13 protein-coding genes and 1 tRNA gene are annotated in these 17,762 nt (G+C 68.1%); 6 read left to right on the forward strand and 8 right to left on the reverse strand.

Going from position 1 to position 17,762, the window contains the following annotated elements:
* Positions 1-4: 4 nt before the first annotated feature.
* Positions 5-2,947: a phosphoenolpyruvate carboxylase gene (gene ppc, locus HQN59_RS09325; protein WP_425342701.1), complete on the reverse strand. Its 2,943-nt coding sequence runs from the start codon at positions 2,945-2,947 to the stop codon at positions 5-7.
* A gap of 6 nt (positions 2,948-2,953) precedes the next feature.
* On the opposite strand from ppc, the gene hemC reads away from it, so the two are divergent.
* The 5 genes from hemC (at position 2,954) to HQN59_RS09350 (ending at position 7,141) form a co-directional block, all read left to right on the forward strand.
* Positions 2,954-3,889, forward strand: coding sequence for a hydroxymethylbilane synthase (hemC, locus tag HQN59_RS09330; protein ID WP_176068393.1), 936 nt, complete (start codon positions 2,954-2,956; stop codon positions 3,887-3,889).
* 16 nt (positions 3,890-3,905) lie between these two features.
* Positions 3,906-4,679 carry a uroporphyrinogen-III synthase gene (locus tag HQN59_RS09335; RefSeq protein WP_176068395.1) on the forward strand — a complete coding sequence of 258 codons (774 nt, stop codon included), beginning with the start codon at positions 3,906-3,908 and terminating at the stop codon, positions 4,677-4,679.
* Entirely contained in the window at positions 4,672-5,769 is a 1,098-nt protein-coding gene (locus tag HQN59_RS09340; protein WP_342451162.1) for a uroporphyrinogen-III C-methyltransferase, read from the forward strand. The genes HQN59_RS09335 and HQN59_RS09340 overlap by 8 nt, the downstream gene beginning before the upstream one ends.
* Positions 5,770-5,787: 18 nt before the next feature.
* Positions 5,788-7,035: a heme biosynthesis HemY N-terminal domain-containing protein gene (locus tag HQN59_RS09345; protein ID WP_176068397.1), complete on the forward strand. Its 1,248-nt coding sequence runs from the start codon at positions 5,788-5,790 to the stop codon at positions 7,033-7,035.
* 29 nt (positions 7,036-7,064) lie between these two features.
* Positions 7,065-7,141, forward strand: a tRNA-Arg gene (locus HQN59_RS09350).
* Between the two features lie 39 nt (positions 7,142-7,180).
* Here HQN59_RS09350 and HQN59_RS09355 read toward each other — a convergent pair.
* The 5 genes from HQN59_RS09355 to HQN59_RS09375 form a co-directional block, all read right to left on the reverse strand.
* Complete coding sequence (locus HQN59_RS09355) at positions 7,181-8,239, reverse strand: tyrosine-type recombinase/integrase (RefSeq protein WP_176068399.1); 1,059 nt, start codon at positions 8,237-8,239, stop codon at positions 7,181-7,183.
* Positions 8,236-8,631 (reverse strand): hypothetical protein, encoded by a 396-nt coding sequence (locus tag HQN59_RS09360; RefSeq protein ID WP_176068401.1) that lies wholly within the window; start codon positions 8,629-8,631, stop codon positions 8,236-8,238. Before HQN59_RS09360 ends, HQN59_RS09355 begins: the two co-directional genes overlap by 4 nt.
* Positions 8,632-10,418: 1,787 nt before the next feature.
* Entirely contained in the window at positions 10,419-11,900 is a 1,482-nt protein-coding gene (locus tag HQN59_RS09365) for an MFS transporter (RefSeq protein WP_176068403.1), read from the reverse strand.
* 99 nt (positions 11,901-11,999) lie between these two features.
* On the reverse strand, positions 12,000-12,458 hold the full coding sequence (gene cueR / locus HQN59_RS09370) for a Cu(I)-responsive transcriptional regulator (RefSeq protein ID WP_176068529.1): 459 nt from the start codon (positions 12,456-12,458) through the stop codon (positions 12,000-12,002).
* 20 nt (positions 12,459-12,478) lie between these two features.
* Positions 12,479-14,929 (reverse strand): heavy metal translocating P-type ATPase, encoded by a 2,451-nt coding sequence (locus tag HQN59_RS09375; protein WP_342451163.1) that lies wholly within the window; start codon positions 14,927-14,929, stop codon positions 12,479-12,481.
* Positions 14,930-15,118: 189 nt separating this feature from the next.
* Between HQN59_RS09375 and HQN59_RS09380 the strand changes: the two genes are divergently transcribed.
* A complete protein-coding gene (locus HQN59_RS09380; protein WP_176068404.1) occupies positions 15,119-15,373 on the forward strand; it encodes a heavy-metal-associated domain-containing protein in 255 nt (84 codons plus the stop codon).
* Between the two features lie 240 nt (positions 15,374-15,613).
* Here the strand turns inward: HQN59_RS09380 and HQN59_RS09385 are convergent, their stop codons facing one another.
* Complete coding sequence (locus HQN59_RS09385; protein WP_176068406.1) at positions 15,614-16,225, reverse strand: tyrosine-type recombinase/integrase; 612 nt, start codon at positions 16,223-16,225, stop codon at positions 15,614-15,616.
* Between the two features lie 187 nt (positions 16,226-16,412).
* Complete coding sequence (locus HQN59_RS09390) at positions 16,413-17,450, reverse strand: RelA/SpoT domain-containing protein (RefSeq protein ID WP_176068409.1); 1,038 nt, start codon at positions 17,448-17,450, stop codon at positions 16,413-16,415.
* Positions 17,451-17,762 lie beyond the last annotated feature (312 nt).

Consider the following 17,762-nt stretch of genomic DNA (forward strand, 5'->3'; position numbering starts at 1 on the left):
TCGCTCAGCCGGTGTTGCGCAGGCCCGCCGCGAGGCCGTTGATCGACTGGTGGATGCCCTGGCGCACGCGCTCGTCCGCGGCGTCCGCCGGCCCTGCCTTGCGGTAGCGCCGCATCAGCTCGACCTGCAGGTGGTTGAGCGGGTCGAGGTACGGAAAGCGGTGCTCGATCGAGCGCGCCAGCGCCGGATTCGCCGCCAGGCGCTCGTCCGCGCCGGTGATCGCGGCGAGCGCGTCCCGCGTGCGCTGCCACTCGGCCTCGATGCGGCCGAAGATGCGCCGGCCGAGCGCGCGGTCCTCCACCAGCGCGGCGTAGCGCGCCGCGATGCCGAGGTCGCTCTTGGCGAGCACCATGTCGAGGTTCGACAGGAACGCCGCGAAGAACGGCCAGCGCTCGTTCATGCGCGACAAGAGCGTCATCCGCTCGGTTCGGTCGCCCGCCGCCACGAAGGCTTCGACCGCCGAACCGAAGCCGTACCAGCCCGGCAGCCCGATCCGGCACTGGCCCCAGCTGAACGACCACGGAATCGCGCGCAGGTCCTCGATCGAACGCTGCGGGCGACCCGGCTTCGGTCGCGCCGCCGGGCGTGAGCCGATGTTGAGCTCGGCGATCTCGCGGATCGGCGTCGCGCTGAAGAAGAAGTCCTCGAAGCCCGGCGTCTCGTAGACCAGGCCGCGATAGGCCGCCATGCTCGCCTCGCTGAGCGCCGAGGCGGCGTCGACGAAGCGGCGCGGCGCCGCGTGCGCGCGTTCGAGCAAGGTCGCCTCGAGCGTCGCCGAAACCAGCGTCTCGAGGTTGCGCCGGCCGATCTGCGGGTGCGCGTACTTCGACGCGATCACCTCGCCCTGCTCGGTGAGGCGGATCTGCCCGTTGACCGTTCCGGGCGGCTGCGCGCGGATCGCCTGGTAGCTCGGGCCGCCCCCGCGCCCGACGGTGCCGCCGCGGCCGTGGAAGAGGCGCAGGCCGATGCCGTGACTCGCGCGCAAGGCGTCGAACAGGTCGACCAGCGCGATCTCGGCGCGATAGAGCTCCCAGGTGCTCGTGAATGCCCCGCCGTCCTTGTTGGAGTCGCTGTAGCCGAGCATCACGTCCTGCACCGCTGGCCCGCCGCCGGCGCCCGAGCGCGCCATCATCTCGGTGATGCCGGGCAGCGCGTAGAACGCGCGCATGATGACCGGCGCTTCGCGCAAGTCGCCGATCGTCTCGAACAGCGGCGACACCACGAGCTCGGTGCGCGCGTCGGCGTCGAGCGTGCGGTGCACCAGGCCGGCCTCCTTCAGCAGCACCAGCACCTCGAGCAGGTCGCTCGCGGCTTCGGTGTGCGAAATGATCGCGTGGCGCAGTGCCTCGGGCCCGAAGCGCTCGCGCATCGCGGCGGCCATCTCGAACACGGCGATCTCGTCGCGGCAGGCCTCGCTGTACGCGTCGGCGCGCGCGCTCGGCACGACGCGCAGCGGGCGGGCGTCGTTCAGCACCTGCATCAGTACCCGGCAGCGCGCGGCTTCGTCGAGCCCTGCGTAGTCGGCCTCGATGCGCGCGACCTTCAGGAGCTCGGCGACGGCAGCCTCGTGCTTGTCGGAGCTCTGGCGCAGATCGACCGTCGCGAGGTGGAATCCGAACACCTGCACCGCACGGATCAGTGGCTTCAGACGCAGCTCGAGCAGCGCCGCGCCATGGTGCGCGAGCAGCGACGCCTCGACCGTGCGCAGATCGCCCAGGAACTCGGCGGCGCTGCGATACGGATCGTCCGGCGCGACGGCGTGGCGCAGCGCCTCGGCGCCGGTGAGTGCCTGCAGCGTGGCCGCCAGGCGCGCGTAGACGCCGATCAGCGCGCGCCGGTACGGCTCGTCGGCGCGGTGCGTGCTCGGATCGCGCGAGCGTTCGGCCAGCGCGGCGAGCTCCGGCGTCACGCCCACCAGCGCCGCCGACATCGAGAGCTCCGCGCCGAGCTCGTGCACCTGCGTGAGGTAGTGGCGCAGCGCGGTCTCGCTCTGCCGCTCGAGCGCGCGCTCCAGCGTCGCGGCGCCGACGAACGGGTTGCCGTCGCGGTCGCCACCGATCCAGTTGCCCATGCGCAGGAAGTCGCCCACCGCGTGGCCCGGCAGCGCCGCCTCGACGTCGCGATAGAGCAGCGGAATCTGGGTCAGGAAGGTCGAGCGGTAGTAGCCGAGCGCGTTCTCGATCTCGTCGTCGACCGTCAGCTTGGCGGTGCGCAGCATCCGGGTCTGCCAGAGCTGCGTGACGCGCGCACGCAGCAGGGCGTCGCTGTCGGCGATCTCCTTGGGCGTCATGCGCTCGTGGCGCGCACCGAGCAGGCGCGCGATCGACCACTCGGCGTCGAGGATGCTTTTTCTCTGCACCTCGGTCGGGTGGGCGGTGAGCACCGGCGAGATCCAGGCGCGCTGCAGCATGTCGGCGATCGTCGCCGGCTCGACGCCCGCGCTCGCCAGGCGCGCGAACGCCTTGGCGAGCGAGCCGTCCTGCAGCCGCCCGTGCTGCTCGTGGAACGCGCGGCGCCGCAGCCGGTGCCGGTCTTCCGCGATGTTGGCGAGATGCGAGAAGTAGCTGAACGCGCGGATGACGCGCACCGTCTCGTCGCCGCTCAGGCGCTTGAGCAGGCGGTCGAGCTCGCGGCCGGCGGCGGCGTCGGCACGCCCGCGGTCGCGCACCGCGAGCTGGCGGATGCGCTCGACGAGCTCGTAGGCGGCGTCGCCTTCCTGCTCGCGGATCACGTCGCCGAGGATGCGGCCGAGCAGCCGGGTGTCGTCGATCAGCGGCTGGTTCTTGTCGAGCGCGGCACGCGCGGCGGCGTCGCTTCGGAGCGATCGCCGGGAGGAGGCTGCATTCATGGGCGAGGACGGGTCGACGCGGGGTTGTTCGCGGTACGGCACGGTAGCAGCGTGGCGCGAGCGGCGCGCGGTCTGGCTGCCAGCGTGCACTGCTAGCATCGACCGATGCCCGCATCGATCGTCATCGCCACCCGCGAGAGCCGCCTGGCCCTCTGGCAGGCCGAGCACGTGCGTGGGCGTCTCGAGGCCATGGGCGAGCAGGTCGAGCTGCTGCCGATGACGACGCGCGGCGACCAGATCCTCGATCGTTCGCTCGCCAAGGTCGGCGGCAAGGGGCTCTTCGTGAAGGAGCTCGAGACCGCGATCGAGGACGGCCGTGCGCACCTGGCGGTGCATTCGCTCAAGGACGTGCCGATGACGCTGCCGGCCGGCTTCGAGCTCGCCGCCATTCTCGAGCGCGAGGACCCGCGCGACGCTTTCGTCTCCAACGAGCACGCGTCGCTCAATCGTCTTCCCGACGGCGCGGTGGTCGGCACGTCGAGCCTGCGCCGCGTGGTGCAGCTGCTCGCGCTGCGCCCGGACCTGCACATCGAGCCGCTGCGCGGCAATCTCGACACGCGCCTGCGCAAGCTCGACGACGGCGGCTACGACGCCATCGTGCTCGCCGCCGCGGGCCTGCAGCGGCTCGGCCTCGAGTCGCGCATCCGCGCCCGCTTCGAGCCCGCCGAAATGCTGCCGGCGGTCGGCCAGGGCGCGCTCGGCATCGAGATCCGGCGCGACGCGGCCAGCTTGCGCGATCGCGTCGAGGCGCTGACGCATCGGCCGACACAACTGGCCACGCTCGCGGAACGCGCGGTCGCCCGCGTGCTCGGCGGCAGCTGCAGCACGCCGCTTGCGGCGTACGCGCTCTGGCGCGGCGACGAGCTCGAGCTGGCCGCCGCGCTCGGCGATCCGGTGCGGCAGCAGCGACCGCTGTTGCGCGTCGCCTCGCGCACGCGCGTCGAGAGCGCCGCCGACGCCGAGCGCTTCGGCGCGAGCGTCGCCGAGGCGCTGGTGGCCCAGGGTGCGGCGAGCTACCTGAGCTCGGCGGCGGCGGCTTGACGCCTCGCGCGCGGCCGTGAGCGCGCCGCCGCGCGTGATCGTCACCCGGCCCGAGCCGCAGGCGACGCGCTGGGTCGAAAGCCTCGCCCGGCACGGCGTCGACGCGGTCGGGCTGCCGCTGATCGCGATCGGCGACGCGCCCGACGCTGCCGCGATCGAGAGCGCGTGGCGTTCGCTCCCCGGTCGCCGCCTCGTGATGTTCGTGAGCCCGACCGCGGTCGACCGCTTCTTCGCGGCGCGGCCGACCGACGTGACTTGGCCGGCAGTCACGAGCGCGGCGTCGCCCGGCCCCGGCACGTCGCGCGTGCTGCTCGCGTGCGGCGTGCCGGCCGAAGCGATCGTCGAGCCGCCGGCGGATGCCGCGCAGTTCGACTCGGAAGCGCTCTGGCCGCTGCTCGCGAGCCTCGACTGGCGCGACGCCGGCGTGCTGATCGTGCGCGGCGAGCGCGGCCGCGACTGGCTCGCCTCGCGCCTCGGCGACGCCGGTGCCCGCGTGGACGGGATCGTCGCGTACCGGCGCCTCGCGCCAACGTTCGACCCGGCACAGCAGCACACGCTTGCCGCTGCGGTCGCCGCGCCGGCGCACCACGCCTGGCTGTTCTCGAGCTCGGAGAGCATCGACAACCTCGTCGGATGCGCGCCCGAGGCCGCCGGTGCGGCCGCGACCGCGATCGCGACGCACCCGCGCATCGCCGCCCGCGCGCGCGCCGCCAACTTCGGCCGGGTGGTCGAGACGCGGCCCACCCTGGCCGACGTGGTCGCCTGCATACAATCCCTGAGCCGTGACTGACCCAGCGCCCATCGTCGACACCCCCCAGGTCGTCGTCGCGCGCGAGCCCGGCGTCGCCGCCGGCCCGGCCTCGGCGAACTGGCGCCGCATCGGGGTCGCGGTGATCGCGGTGGCGTTGCTCGGCAGCGTCTTCCTGGCCTGGCGCGCCGACCAGCGCATGCGCAACGTCGAGCGCGAGCTCGTCAAGCGCCAGCACGACGCCGACACCCGGATTGCCGAGGCGGCCGTGCTCGCCCGGCAGGCGCAGGACAGCGTGCGCGACGCCGCTGCCAAGGTCGCGCTGCTGCAGGCGCGCGTCGACGAGGTCGCGGTGCAGCGCGGTCAGTTCGAGGAGCTGATCCAGTCGCTCGCGCGCTCGCGTGACGAGAACGTCGCGGTCGACATCGATGCCGCGGTCCGCGTCGCCCTGCAGCAGAGCGCGCTCACCGGCAGCCTCGAGCCGCTGGTCGCCACGCTGCGCCAGAGCGACGAGCGCCTCGCGCGCATCAACCAGCCGCGCCTCGACCCGGTACGGCGGGCGATCGCGCGCGACCTCGAACGCGTGCGCGGCGTGAGCCTCGCGGACGTGCCGTCGCTGGTCGCCAAGCTCGACGAGGTGACGCGGCTCGTCGACGATTTGCCGCTGCTCTCGGCCAGCGCACGCGCCGAGCCGGCGCGGCGCGCCACGGCCGTCGCGGCGCCCGCGAGCGCGGCGTCGGCGCCGGCCTGGTTCGGCGCGCGCCAGGTCGACGCGGTGTGGAGCTTCGTCGTCGACCACATCTGGAACGAGGCGAAGTCGCTGGTGCGCGTGACGCGCATCGAGCGCCCCGAAGGCATGCTGGTGGCGCCCGACCAGTCGTTCTTCCTGCGCGAGAACCTGAAGCTGCGCCTGCTCAACGCGCGGCTCGCGTTGCTGAGCCGACAGTTCGACACCGCGCAGGGCGACCTGCAGACGGTACGGGGCGCGCTGGACCGCTACTTCGACCGCAGCGCGCGGCGCACCCAGCATGCGGCCGACCTGCTGCAGCAGGTGGCGCAGCACGCGCGCCAGGTCAACCTGCCGCGCCCTGACGAGACCCTCGCCGCGCTGGCCACCGCCGGCGTGCGCTGACCGCCGAGCGCGCGCCGCATGCGACCGATCATCTGGTTCGTGCTGCTGTTCGTCGTCGCGGTGGTCGCCGCGACCACGCTCGGCGCGAACGACGGCCTCGTCACCTTCTACTGGAACGGCTGGCGCCTCGACGTCTCGCTCAACCTGTTCCTGTTCCTGCTGGTCGGCACCTGCTTCGTGCTGGTCACCGTGATCCAGGGCATCGACAGCCTCGTCGGCCTGCCGCGGCGGGCACGCGAGTGGCGCGTCGCGCGCCGCGATCGCACCGCGCAGGCGGCGCTGCGCGACGCCCTCGCCCAATACTTCGGCGGGCGCTACACGCGAGCCCAGAAGGCGGCGCAGCGCGCGCTCGCGATCCAGGCCGACACGCCCGAGATCGCGCAGGACAACGAGTTCACCGTGCTGGCCCACCTGCTCGCCGCGGGCAGCGCGCACCGCCTGCAGAACCGCGAGTTCCGCGACGCCGCGCTGCGCCAGGCGCTCGAGCTCGCGCGCCGCACCGCGTCCGCGCGCTCGGCCGAGGAGGGCGCGCGCCTGCTCGCGGCTGAATGGGCGCTCGACGATCGCGACGCGAACCGCGCGATGGAGCTGCTCGACGAGCTGCCGCAGGGCGTCGCCCGGCGCACCCACGCGCTGCGTCTGAAGCTGCAGGCGGCACGCCTCGGCCGGCGTCCGCAGGATGCGCTGCGCACCGCACGTCTCCTGGTCAAGCACGGCGCGTTCTCGCACGGCGCGGCGGTCGGGCTGCTGCGCTCGCTGGCGTCCGAGTCGCTCGACGTCGCGCACGACGCCGACCAGCTGCGCCGCATCTGGGGCCTGTTCGACGCCGCCGATCGGCGCGATCCGTTCATCGCTGCGCGTGGGGCCACGCGTGCCGCCGACCTCGGCGCCTGCGAGGACGGTCGCGCCTGGGTGCGCCCGCTCTGGGATCAGCTCGACGAGCTCGGCTGGGACGAGCGCTGCGTGATCGCCGGTGCGGTGGTCGCGTGCGTGGCGGGCTTGCCGCTCGACTGGCTGCCGCGCCTCGAGACGGCTGCGCAGCAGTTCCCGAACGACGGCGCCGTGGCCTTCGCGACCGGCTGCGCGTTCGCCGAGCGCCAGCTGTGGGGCAAGGCGGGCGTGCTGCTCGAGCGGGCGGCTGCGGACGCGCGCCTGCCGAACGCGTTCCGGCGCCACGCGCTGCTCACGCTGGCCGAGATGGCGGCCCGCGACGGCGACGCGCCGCGCGCCGCACAGCGCTACGAGGCGGCCGCGCGGGTGGGGTGACCGCGCAGCCTGCTACAATGCGCAGCGTTGCGGCTGTAGCTCAGCTGGATAGAGTACTTGGCTACGAACCAAGGGGTCGTGGGTTCGATTCCTGCCAGCCGCACCAACTTCTGCTAGTGGATCAACGGCTTAGCGATTTCGATCGCTAGGCCGTTTTTCTTTGCTGGGGGATTCTTGGGGGACTGGCATGTCCCTTTCGCCCCTCTTGTTCCTTGCGCAACGTAGCCAGGCTCTTGTTCCAGCGGCCGTTGTCGCCCTTCACCTTCTCTAGAGCGGCATGAAGCTCGACGATCTGCGCCACGCTGTAGTGGTGGGTCATCGACGGCGTGCTGTGCCACAGGACGTCTGCGATGGTTCCTTCGGGCACCCCCGCTTCCCGTAGGCGCATGCCAACGGTGTGGCGCAGATCGTGAACGTGCAGGTCACCGAGGCCGGCTTCCCGACGCGCTCGTTGCCACGCGGTGTTGTTCATCGTCTCGATCCGTCGGAACTGCATCAGAGGAGCGACATCGACGTTCTTCACCCGTTCGCGGCGGTACACAAAGACGAAGTCCTTGTGCTGGCCCCGTACGGAATCGACGACCGACTGCGCAACGCTGTTGCAGACCAGCACACGTGACCGACGCTTGCCCTTCACGTGCTGCCTGGGAACTTCGAAGACCGAGACGCCGATCTCAGGAACCTGGATTTCCCATTCCCACCGAAGACTGCAGACCACGTCGTCGCGCACGCCGGTGTTCAGGGTGAACAACGCCATTCGCGAAAGATGATCAGGCAGTATCGGCAAGAGCGCGCGCTGGTCCGCCCATGAAATGGGCTGTGGCTCTCGCTGATAGCCGACGAGCGGCAACATCGTGATCCGTGGCGCTTGCTCAAGCCACGTGCGGCCGCTGTCATCCCGCCAGGTCGTCGCCGCCAGATTCAGGATCCGACGCACAACGCCGAGGGCGAGATTGACTGTCTTGTGTGACCGTCCGTCGCCCAAGCGCTGGGCGACATAGCGTGCCAAGGTGCCGTCATGAACTTGATGCAGTTCGAGTGCTCCGATTGCCGGCATCACGCTTTGCAGTAGGTAGGTTTCGGTGACGATGCTCGCCTTCGACTGGTTGGTCAGCAGGTAGTGCGCCGCCGCTTCATCAAAAAGACGCGCATGCCGCTCGCCGTGAACGATGACGCTGCGCAACTCGCCCAGCTGCTTGATCAACCACCGCTCTGCTTCCTCAATACTTGTGAAGCCACGCTGGCGAAGCCGGGTGTTGCGCCACCACTTGTCGACCTGCCACGTTCCATCACCTCCGGGGTAGACCCCGGGTACTTTTCGGCCCATTCAGACACTCCTTTCATGGTTCCGGGCCGTTCATTCCTGCGAGTATTCTGCGCTCGCGGGAGTGCCTGCGCCACGCTGAGGGTCGGGGTCGGTTGTTCCGCATGGGGCGCCTTGATCGCCTCGAACAGCGCGTCGATCTCCTGACGATCGAAGATCAGGCAAGTGCCTTGGTGAATGGCTCGCAGGCGTGGCCGCCACGCAGCGTCGAACGTGCGGCGCTTGACGCCGACATACGCGAGCGTTTCGGCGTAGGTCAAGCCTCGCTTCATGGTCCAGTCTCCCGGGCAGGCCCACTTGCTGCCTCGGCAACAGCCTACGCCGAGCTGCTCTGCCGCCCGCAGTGGATTTCTGCTGAATTCCATCGCGGCGCGGCATGCGAAGCGGGTTTGGGCAAGCGGAACCTGGGCAATGGCTGTTCTTCCGCCATGGGTCGGCTGAGAGACGTTGCGTCTCACGTCAGAAGCTGACAGTTGGCCCGGACTCCCCATCTGCAAGGCGTATGGAAACGTGTGCCGGGCTCCGCGCCACCCTCACGAGCTGTGACTATCCCGGCAGTACGACGAACTCGCGCCCAAGGAACGCATCCGCGACAACCAAGGGGTCGGTCAGCGGCCAGACCCCGAGAAGGTCAAATGCTTGCTGAACCGCAGCCATGTGACCCACCTCCGGATCTGTTGCGAGGATGCGCTCGGCGCATCTCCCGATCCAACGGATGTGGACGAAGGTGAGGCACTGGATGTCCACGCCGACATCATGCAAGCAGTCGCTTCGCCTCACATCCCCCGGAGAGACGTGCCCCCCGAAGGGCGGCGCGGTCAGCACGCTTGCCGTGCTCACGCCGTTGCTCGCGTTGTCGTACTCGACGCCTTCGGGCGATCCATGCGGATGCCTGTTCCAACCATCAAGCAGGTGCCGGTGGCTCCTCTGAGGTCCGACATGCCCGTCGGAACGCTCGAATGAGCCAGACCTTCGGGACCGCCGTTGTAGTAGCAGGGCCAACCGCGACGGGCGCTTTGCGACACACGCCTCGAGGAGGCGAGCGGCGCAGCACGGACGGGACGATGGGTGCGGTGGGCGTACGAGGGCGCACTCGGTGCCGTTCAGGTCAAGGGGAGAGTCAAAGGCGGTCAGCGTTGTTCTCCCTCTGCCCCCAGCGCCTAGTTCCTGGAGCGAGCGACGCCGCCAGGTGAACAGCGCGCGCGTCTGAGCGTGAATTCGGTCGTCACTAGCAGCTTGGTGGGGTCGGCGCCACCAGCAGGGTACCCACGAAAGCTGTATAAACGTACAGTAAAATACCTCGTGACCAGGATGTTCGAAGGCGGCCGCCTCACGCCAAACCATGTCCGCCACGCGGGCACCACCCGAGGTGTGCTCACCGTTCGGCAGGAGGAAGATCGGGCACGCAACCGCACCACTCTGGTTGCCCGGCTCGCACCGGCCGGCGCGGACCCGCCAGCGGTGCCACCCCTGTACGACGTGACGCTTATCTCGTCGACCGGCGAAGTTTGGACGCTAACTGGCTTCGAACGGGTTGCTTCCGGCGCCCTGCAGCACGACGCACGGTGGGGCAGAGCTGGGTCGTGACACCGGCTCCTCTTGAGGACCTGCGCAAGGCCGAGAACGAGTTGGCGCGGCTGGCGCAGGTGCTGCACGAGCTGCAGGGGCGGGAGTATCTGGAGACGGCGCCGGGTGAAGGGCAAGTCCAGACTGGACCCGGTCACTCGCATTCGCGGCGCGAACGGCCGCTGCCCTCGTAACCGGTCGCTCGACTACCTCGGCCTCGATCGACCGCTGCACGTCCAGTAGCCGGCGTTCAAGGGCAACCGAGCCCATCAAGGCGGCCGGCCGAAGCTAGTCTTGATCTTGAGCGGCAGCTTTGACCAAGCGGGGAGGGCCGCCGCCGACCCAGAGCGGTCCCAGCGACCCTCGAACCAAGCGCCATAAAGCAGACGCTCAGCTAGAAGACGGACTTCGCGTTCCGCGCGACGATGCAAGCTCCGTTGTTGCTCGCCGGCGATGGAGGGTCAGCCCCGGGTCCCAGGGCTCTGCCCTTCGCCTAGCCGGCGAGCGCACCAGCGGCTGCCTGCGTGCGGCGAGTGTTCACAGCCACGCCGACCACCACCGCCGCAGCAAGCAAGATGACTGCGCCGGCCAATAAGGCGGCGGAGTAGCCCTCGGTGAGCGCCTGGCGCGCATGCATCGTCGCGGATGAGTTGCCCGCAGCTTCTCGCAGGAGCGAAGCAGCCTCGGGCAATCGCGCATTCGTCACCAAGGTCGAGACCGTCGTCATTGCGGCGATTCCCAAGGCGGCCCCGATCTGCTGGGCCATGTTCACCAATGCGGAAGCCACGCCAGTGCGATCCTCGGACACGCCGTACACGGCGGTTAGTGTCATAACGATTGCGCTCGCCCCCAGGCCGAACGAAACCGCGAGGACGCCCGGCATCACGTGCGCGAAGTACGAAGAATCGACGGAGAGCTGCGACAGCCACAGCATTCCGACAGCGCCCAGCAGCAGGCCAGGCGCGGCGATCAGTCTCGGCGGCAGCTTTTCGACGAGCTTGGAACTGACGCCGGCGCCCAGCACGATGCCTGCTGCGAAAGGTAGCGACGCCAAGCCGCCTAGCGTGGGGCTGAACAACAGCACCTGCTGCATGTAGAGCGTCAACAAGTAGTAGGTGCCCATCATCCCGGCGCCGAACAGCAGCATGGCTGTGTAGGATCCCGCCCGGTTTCGCTCGGCCAACAAGGACAGCGGCAGCATCGGCTGCGCGCTACGCGATTGCATCCCGAGGAACACCACCAGCAGGACCGCCGCGCCCGCGAACGCAACAAGGGTAGTGGGGTCAGTCCAGCTGTGTTCACCGCCGCGGCTGATGCCGAGCGCGAGCGCCATGACCGCTGCAGTGGCTGCAAAGGCGTCGAACGTGCCCAACTCGCCGGTTCCGCGCTCGCCCTCGATCAGGGCGCGACTGCCGAGGAGTACCACGAGCCCGATCGGCGCGTTGATGAAGAACACCCAGCGCCAACTCAGCATGCCGGTCAGCACGCCCCCAAGCAGCACCCCTGCCGTGATGCCAAGGGCGGACATTGCTCCGTAGATTGCCATGGCCTGGTTTCGGGGCTTGCCGACCGGGAAGTTCGTCGCGATCAGCGCCAGAGCATTCGGGGCGGCGAGGGCCGCCCCGACACCTTGCAGCGCGCGCGAACTGATCAGCATCTCGACGTTGACACCAAATCCGCCTACAAGCGACGCAAGCGTGAAGATGACGATGCCAACCCGGAACAACCGGAGGCGCCCGAACAGGTCGCCTACCCTGCCGCCAAAGAGCAGCAGCCCGCCGAAGGCCAGCAGGTAGGCGTTAACGATCCAGGGCAGCGCAGAGGCAGAAACGTCGAACTGGCGCTGAATGCTCGGCAGCGCGATGTTCACGATCGAATCGTCGAGCACCAGCATCAGCTGGGCCGTGGCAATCACGAGCAGCGCTAAGCCGAGCGCGCGCTTGGGCATCTCGTTTGAGAGGGCTGGGTTCGCCATGTCGAATCCTCGGTGCTTCTGGATATCGAATGGTGAACGTTCCAACCGTGGTAAGGTCAAGCGCTGTGTCGCGTGAGTTCGATGGAAAGACAGCACTAGTCAGCCGCCTGCATGCGGCCCCGGCCGCAAGCCCCGAGGCCGGCTACCTGAGGCCACGGGTGCCGCCGCAGCCTTGGTGGCCAAGTTCTCGATGATTGGGCAATCGGGGCGATCGTCCCCATGGCAGCGCTGCGCCAGGTGTTCCAACGTCGCCTTCATCGCCCGAAGTTCCTGCAGCTTGGCGTCGAGCTCCGCGATGTGCGCCTGCGCGAGCGCCTTGACCTGCCGGCTCGGGCGCCGACGATCCTGCCAGAGCGCCAGCAGTTCGCGGATCTGCTCGATCGAAAACCCGAGGTCGCGCGACTGCCGCACGAAGCGCAACGTGCTCACATCCTTGTCGCTGTATTGGCGGTACCCGGCATCCGTGCGCTGCGCGTTCGGGAACAGACCGACGCTCTCGTAGTGCCGGATCATCTTGGCCGAAACGCCCGAGGCCTTGGCCGCCTGGCCGATGTTCATCAAGTCCATGCTGCGTCTCCTTAGGGCGTCACCAATTGGCTGGCTTGTTCTACCTGCTGCGGCAGCCTCTCGCGCTGCTGGAGCGACCGCCAGCGCCGCAGCAGCAGCGCGTTGCTGACGACGCTCACGCTGCTGAACGCCATCGCGGCGCCCGCGATCACGGGGCTGAGCAGACCCAGGGCTGCAAGCGGGATGCCGAGCACGTTGTAGCCGAACGCCCACCACAGGTTCTGCTTGATCTTCGCGTAGGTGCGGCGCGACACATCGATCGCGTCGGCCACCAGGCGCGGGTCGCCGCGCATCAGCGTGATGCCGGCGGTCTCCATCGCGACGTCGGTGCCGGTCGACATCGCGATGCCGACGTCGGCAGCGGCGAGCGCCGGCGCGTCGTTGATGCCGTCGCCGACCATCGCGACCACGCGGCCACGCGAGCGCAGCTCCTGCACGATCGCGGCCTTGTCGCCCGGCAGCACCTCGGCGCGAACCTCGTCGATGCCGAGCTCGGCGGCAACGGCCTTGGCGCTGCCCTGGTTGTCGCCGGTCAGCATCACCGTCTGGATGCCTAGCTGCTGCAGCCTCGTGACCGCTAGATGCGCTGCCGCCTTGACCGTGTCGCCAAAGGCGAGCACGCCCAGAAGTTCGGCGTTCTCGCCATGCCTGCGCATGAGCCAGGAGATCGTGCGGCCTTGGCGCTCCAGAAGAGCGGCCTCTGCGTCCAGCGACCCGGCCGCGACGCCGAGTTCACGCAGCAGGCGGCTGCTGCCCAGGACCAGCAGGTCACCCGCGACCATGCCCTCCAAACCACGGCCCGGGAGGGCGCGAGCGTCGCTCGCCTCCGGCAGCTGCAGGCGCTCGTCGCGAGCCTTGTCCAGGACGGCGAGCGCCAACGGATGCTCGCTCGTTCGTTGCAGCGCACTGGCCAGGCGCAGCACGTCGTCACGGCCAACCCCGATCGCAGGAATCACGGCGACAAGCGAAGGACGACCTTCCGTCAAGGTGCCGGTCTTGTCGAATGCCACGGTTGTGACGGCGTGCGCCACTTCGAGCGCCTGGGCATCCTTGATGAGGATGCCTTGGCGAGCCGCCACCCCGGTGCCGGCCATGATCGCGGTAGGCGTGGCCAGGCCGAGCGCACACGGGCAGGCGATGACCAGCACCGCGACGGCGTTGATCAGCGCGGCTTCCCAGTTGCCGGTCGCGAAGGCCCAGCCGAGGAACGTCAACAACGCGATCGCGAGCACCACCGGCACGAAGACGGCGCTCACCCGGTCGACCACGCGCTGGATCGGTGCCTTTGCTGTCTGCGCCGACTCCACCATGCGGATGACACGCGCGAGCGTCGTTTCGGCGCCGACCGCGAACGTCTCCACCGTCAGCACCCCTTCGGCGTTGATGGCGCCCCCGGTGACCTTGTCGCCGGCGCCTTTGGCGATGGGCAGGCTCTCGCCGGTGATCAGGGATTCGTCGACGTGACTGCGACCTTCGATCACTTCGCCGTCGACGGCGACGCGCTCGCCGGGGCGTACCACCACCAGATCACCGAGCGCGACCTGTTCGACCGGCACATCGGCCTCGATACCGTCGCGACGCACCCGAGCTGTCGCCGGGCGCAGCGCATTGAGCACGCGGATCGCGTCGGTCGTCTGCCGCTTGGCCCGGCCTTCGAGCCACTTGCCAAGCAGCACCAACGTGATCACGGCGGACGAGGCCTCGAAGTACAGGTGTGGCATGCCGTGCCCGGCATGCCGCCACAGGAGGTAGAGCGAGAGGCCGTAGGCGGCGGACGTGCCGAGCGCCACCAGCAGATCCATGTTGCCGGTGCCGGCGCGCAACGCCTTGTAGCCGGCGCGGTAGAAGCGCCAACCGAGCCAAAACTGCACAGGAGTTGCGAGCGCAAGCTGCAGCCAACCGTCGAGCATCCAGTCGGTCCCGAACAGCTGCAGCAGCATCGGAGCCACCACCGGAAGGGTCAGAGCGGCGCTGAGCGCAAAGGGCCACCACTCCGGCAGCCTCCGGGCCACGACGGGGCGTTCTTCCTCTTCAGCCTTGGCCACATAGCCGGCCTTCTCGACGGCGGCTTGCAGCGCGGCCAGGGCTACCGTCGAGGGAGCTTCGATGGACGCCTTCTCGGTGGCCAGGTTTACCGAAGCGCTCGACACGCCGGGCACTTTGAGCAGGGCTTTTTCGACGCGTCCGACGCACGAGGCGCAGGTCATGCCTTCGACCTTCAGCTCGACGCGCTGCGTCGCGACGTCGTACCCGGCCTTTCGCACAGCCGCAGCCAGTGCATCCGCGCTCACGCTGGCGTCGGCTCGTACCGACGCCTGTTCGGTGGCGAGGTTGACGCTGGCCTCCTGCACACCAGGCACGGCTTGCAGCGTCTTCTCCACCCGGCGCACGCACGAGGCGCAGGTCATCCCGGTGACCTGTAGCTGGAGGGAATTCGGGTTGCTACGGGCTGTGGTCTTCACGTGGACTCCTGACGCGAGGTGCGCTTCCAAGCTGCCTGCATGATCAGGATTCCAACACTGGGAAGGTCAAGAGCCGTGTTGAAGTAGTACACCTGACGATATGGATATTCAGCGCGCCCTGCTTGACCTTGTCCCTGTGGCAGGGTTGACAGTTCGTCCCATCAAAGCTTTCCCGCAAGGGAGCACCCCATGATTGCCTTTCAAGTTGACGACATGGCCTGCGGCCACTGCGTGAGCACGATCACCAAGGCAGTGAAGGCTGTCGACCAGGGCGCCTCCGTCAAGGCCGATCTGGCGAGCCATCGCGTCGAGATCGAGCTAACCGAGAGCGACGCGCAGGAGTTGCGCAACGCGATTCAGGAAGCGGGCTACACGCCAGTGCCCATGGCTGCCAACGCGGCCCCCGCGGCAACGCCGAACCGCAGCGGCAGCTGCTGCGGCTGAAGCGACCTCCGGCAGCCGATATCGCCGTACTTCGTCTAACGGAGCGTGTACCAGCTGAAGTAGTGGGAACCCTGAAGCGGGAACCTCGACGAGCGCACAAGCAAGCGTCTGCAGAGCCGACGTCCGCGAACGTCCGGAAGTGGCCGAGACCCCTCCATGGGGCGCCGGCCACAAAGCTGGCATTCAGAGGCGGTCGCCTCGTCACGGCGACAGGTGCGGCCGCTCCGGTCCTGGGTCAGCTCAGATCTCCGTCTGCTCCGAGATTTCGAGGGCGTCATCCACTTCTATGCCCAGGTACCTGATGGTCGACTCGAGCTTGGAGTGCCCGAGCACCAGCTGCACGGCTCGAAGGTTCTTGGTGCGCCGATAGATCAGCGTCGCCTTCGTCCGCCGCATCGAGTGGGTGCCGTACTCGGCTGGATCCAGCCCGAGCTCCTCCACCCGACGCTCAAGTATGCGCGCGTACTGACGGGTGCCCAGATGCGGCGAACCGTGGATGCGGCTAGGGAACAGGTAGTCTTCCGGCTTCAGCCCTGCATGCTTGATCCAAGCCTGGACGGCCTGCCTGGTAGCCGGCGTGATCTCGAACTGCACAGGACGCCGGGTCTTGTGCTGCATGACGATGGCACGCGCCGCCACCTGATCGCCGTGGCAGACGTCGCGGACCCTCAAGCCGACAAGGTCGCAGCCCCGAAGCTTGCTGTCGATGCCTAGGTTCAAGAGCGCCAGCTCCCGCGCACGGCCCTGCATCTGAAGCCTGACGCGAAGCGCCCATATGTCCTTGACCTTGAAGGGCGCCTTCTGTCCGACGATCTTGCCCTTGTTCCACGGCTCCTGATGAGTGGTTCCCATGGGGGTCTCCACAAAGTTAAGGGCCGCTTAGGTTGCGCTTCCGGGCTGGGGAAGGGGCCGCGGCGGGGGTGCTACCACCCCTCGGAACGGCAGCGAGCGGCGATGGTCAGCTCTCCGGTACAACCGCAGGCGATCACTGTCGGCCAGAAGCGGACAGTTCCCACGAACTGGCGGCAATCCCCCTCGTTCACGCGGCAGAGAGTTGAGCGACGCCGGTTTCAACAAACTGGATGAATTCCGTCGCATCAGAGAAGTAGTTTTGGAAGGCTAGCCGTACAGAATCCGTCGAATCCGCCCGAACGAGGACGATGTCCCGATCCGGATACCGCGTCTCAAGCTCAAACAGCGAATCCATCGCGTCCTGCTCCGACGAGAGATTGAAAATCTGGACCTCATAGGAGGAAAGAAACATGAGGATCATGTTCTTGTTCTGCGACACCTCTTCGGTAAGTTCGTCGAGTAGCTTAAGCCGGTCAAGGAGGCCAAGCTCCTTGTCCAAGCTCTTGAACTCCGCAACGACACGGTCATTGGTAAGGTCGGCGCACGGGCCCTTCAACCCTTCCATGGTTCGAGCGAGGACTTCGCTCGCTAGCGACATGAAGCGTAGATATCTGGCATCACCAAGCTGAAACTTTGGCTGGCTCGATGTTACTTGGCCAACAACTTCATTAGCTGTGGCCCAAGCATGCTGAACCAGCGTCCTGTATTGGATCTCGACGTAGAGGCCGGCACAGCGTGCGCTGGCGCTCTCCGGGGGAGCGTCCACGTCGTACTCGTAAACATCGTGAATCCCTCGATAGCCGCTTGCTTTGGGATTCTTGATGTAGTCGTACTTGTCGATACCGTTACGAAGTCGGTGCTTAAAGCGTGCCGAATGAAAACTCGAGCGGAATCCATAGAGCTCAAGGACGGTGGGGAATATCAGACGACAGCCAGCAATGTCATCCATCCTGGCCAACGCCATGTCAGGCTCACGCTGAAGCTTGTCGAAGATCGTCTTTCGGCGCTTGTGTCGTTGCGCGACGAAGATCTGGGAACCGCGAGTCCGCCTCCGCAGAGTCACCTGAAATGTGTTCAGAACGACCGAGTGAGCCGCTCGCCACTCGTTGATGCGGTCATAGTCCGCCTGATTGGCTCGCTCAGCTCGAACTGCTTCTCCGGCACGGTTGACCGCGCTCTTGGAGCCCCCAGGGAAGGGAACGGTCCGGGGTGCTTTATCTGCCATATCGTATGGAGTGGAGACTTCTCTAGCACTTTAGCAAGGCCGGTCGGAACGCGGCTCCGACCGGCCCAAGGGGCCCCGCGAGCCACAGACCTGAACTACCGCTTTGGGCCGGGTGCGTGAGTCCACTCGCTGCAGGAGCGGACGTTCGCGGGCGGGCTAGTAAGCCTGGCCCGTTACTTTGCTCCGAACGTCGGCAACACCTCGGCGGATTCAACCGGTCGATGCAACGATCTGGCTGAACCGCTCAGCCGGCGTCTGGAAGCCAAGCGTCTTCCTTGGTCTCTCGTTTAATTGTCTTGCTACGGCGTTGAG

It is taken from the genome of Rhizobacter koreensis (assembly GCF_013366375.1).
Classification (GTDB): domain Bacteria; phylum Pseudomonadota; class Gammaproteobacteria; order Burkholderiales; family Burkholderiaceae_C; genus Schlegelella_A; species Schlegelella_A koreensis.

What these genes read in the sequence shown, in the direction of transcription:
- ppc (WP_425342701.1), bottom strand. Translation starts at nt 2,947, where the DNA reads ATGCTAGCAGTGCACGCTGGCAGCCAGACCGCGCGCCGCTCGCGCCAC.
- hemC (WP_176068393.1), top strand. Translation starts at nt 2,954, where the DNA reads ATGCCCGCATCGATCGTCATCGCCACCCGCGAGAGCCGCCTGGCCCTC.
- HQN59_RS09345 (WP_176068397.1), top strand. Translation starts at nt 5,788, where the DNA reads ATGCGACCGATCATCTGGTTCGTGCTGCTGTTCGTCGTCGCGGTGGTC.
- HQN59_RS09360 (WP_176068401.1), bottom strand. Translation starts at nt 8,631, where the DNA reads ATGAAGCGAGGCTTGACCTACGCCGAAACGCTCGCGTATGTCGGCGTC.
- HQN59_RS09365 (WP_176068403.1), bottom strand. Translation starts at nt 11,900, where the DNA reads ATGGCGAACCCAGCCCTCTCAAACGAGATGCCCAAGCGCGCGCTCGGC.
- cueR (WP_176068529.1), bottom strand. Translation starts at nt 12,458, where the DNA reads ATGAACATCGGCCAGGCGGCCAAGGCCTCGGGCGTTTCGGCCAAGATG.
- HQN59_RS09380 (WP_176068404.1), top strand. Translation starts at nt 15,119, where the DNA reads ATGATTGCCTTTCAAGTTGACGACATGGCCTGCGGCCACTGCGTGAGC.
- HQN59_RS09385 (WP_176068406.1), bottom strand. Translation starts at nt 16,225, where the DNA reads ATGGGAACCACTCATCAGGAGCCGTGGAACAAGGGCAAGATCGTCGGA.
- HQN59_RS09390 (WP_176068409.1), bottom strand. Translation starts at nt 17,450, where the DNA reads ATGGCAGATAAAGCACCCCGGACCGTTCCCTTCCCTGGGGGCTCCAAG.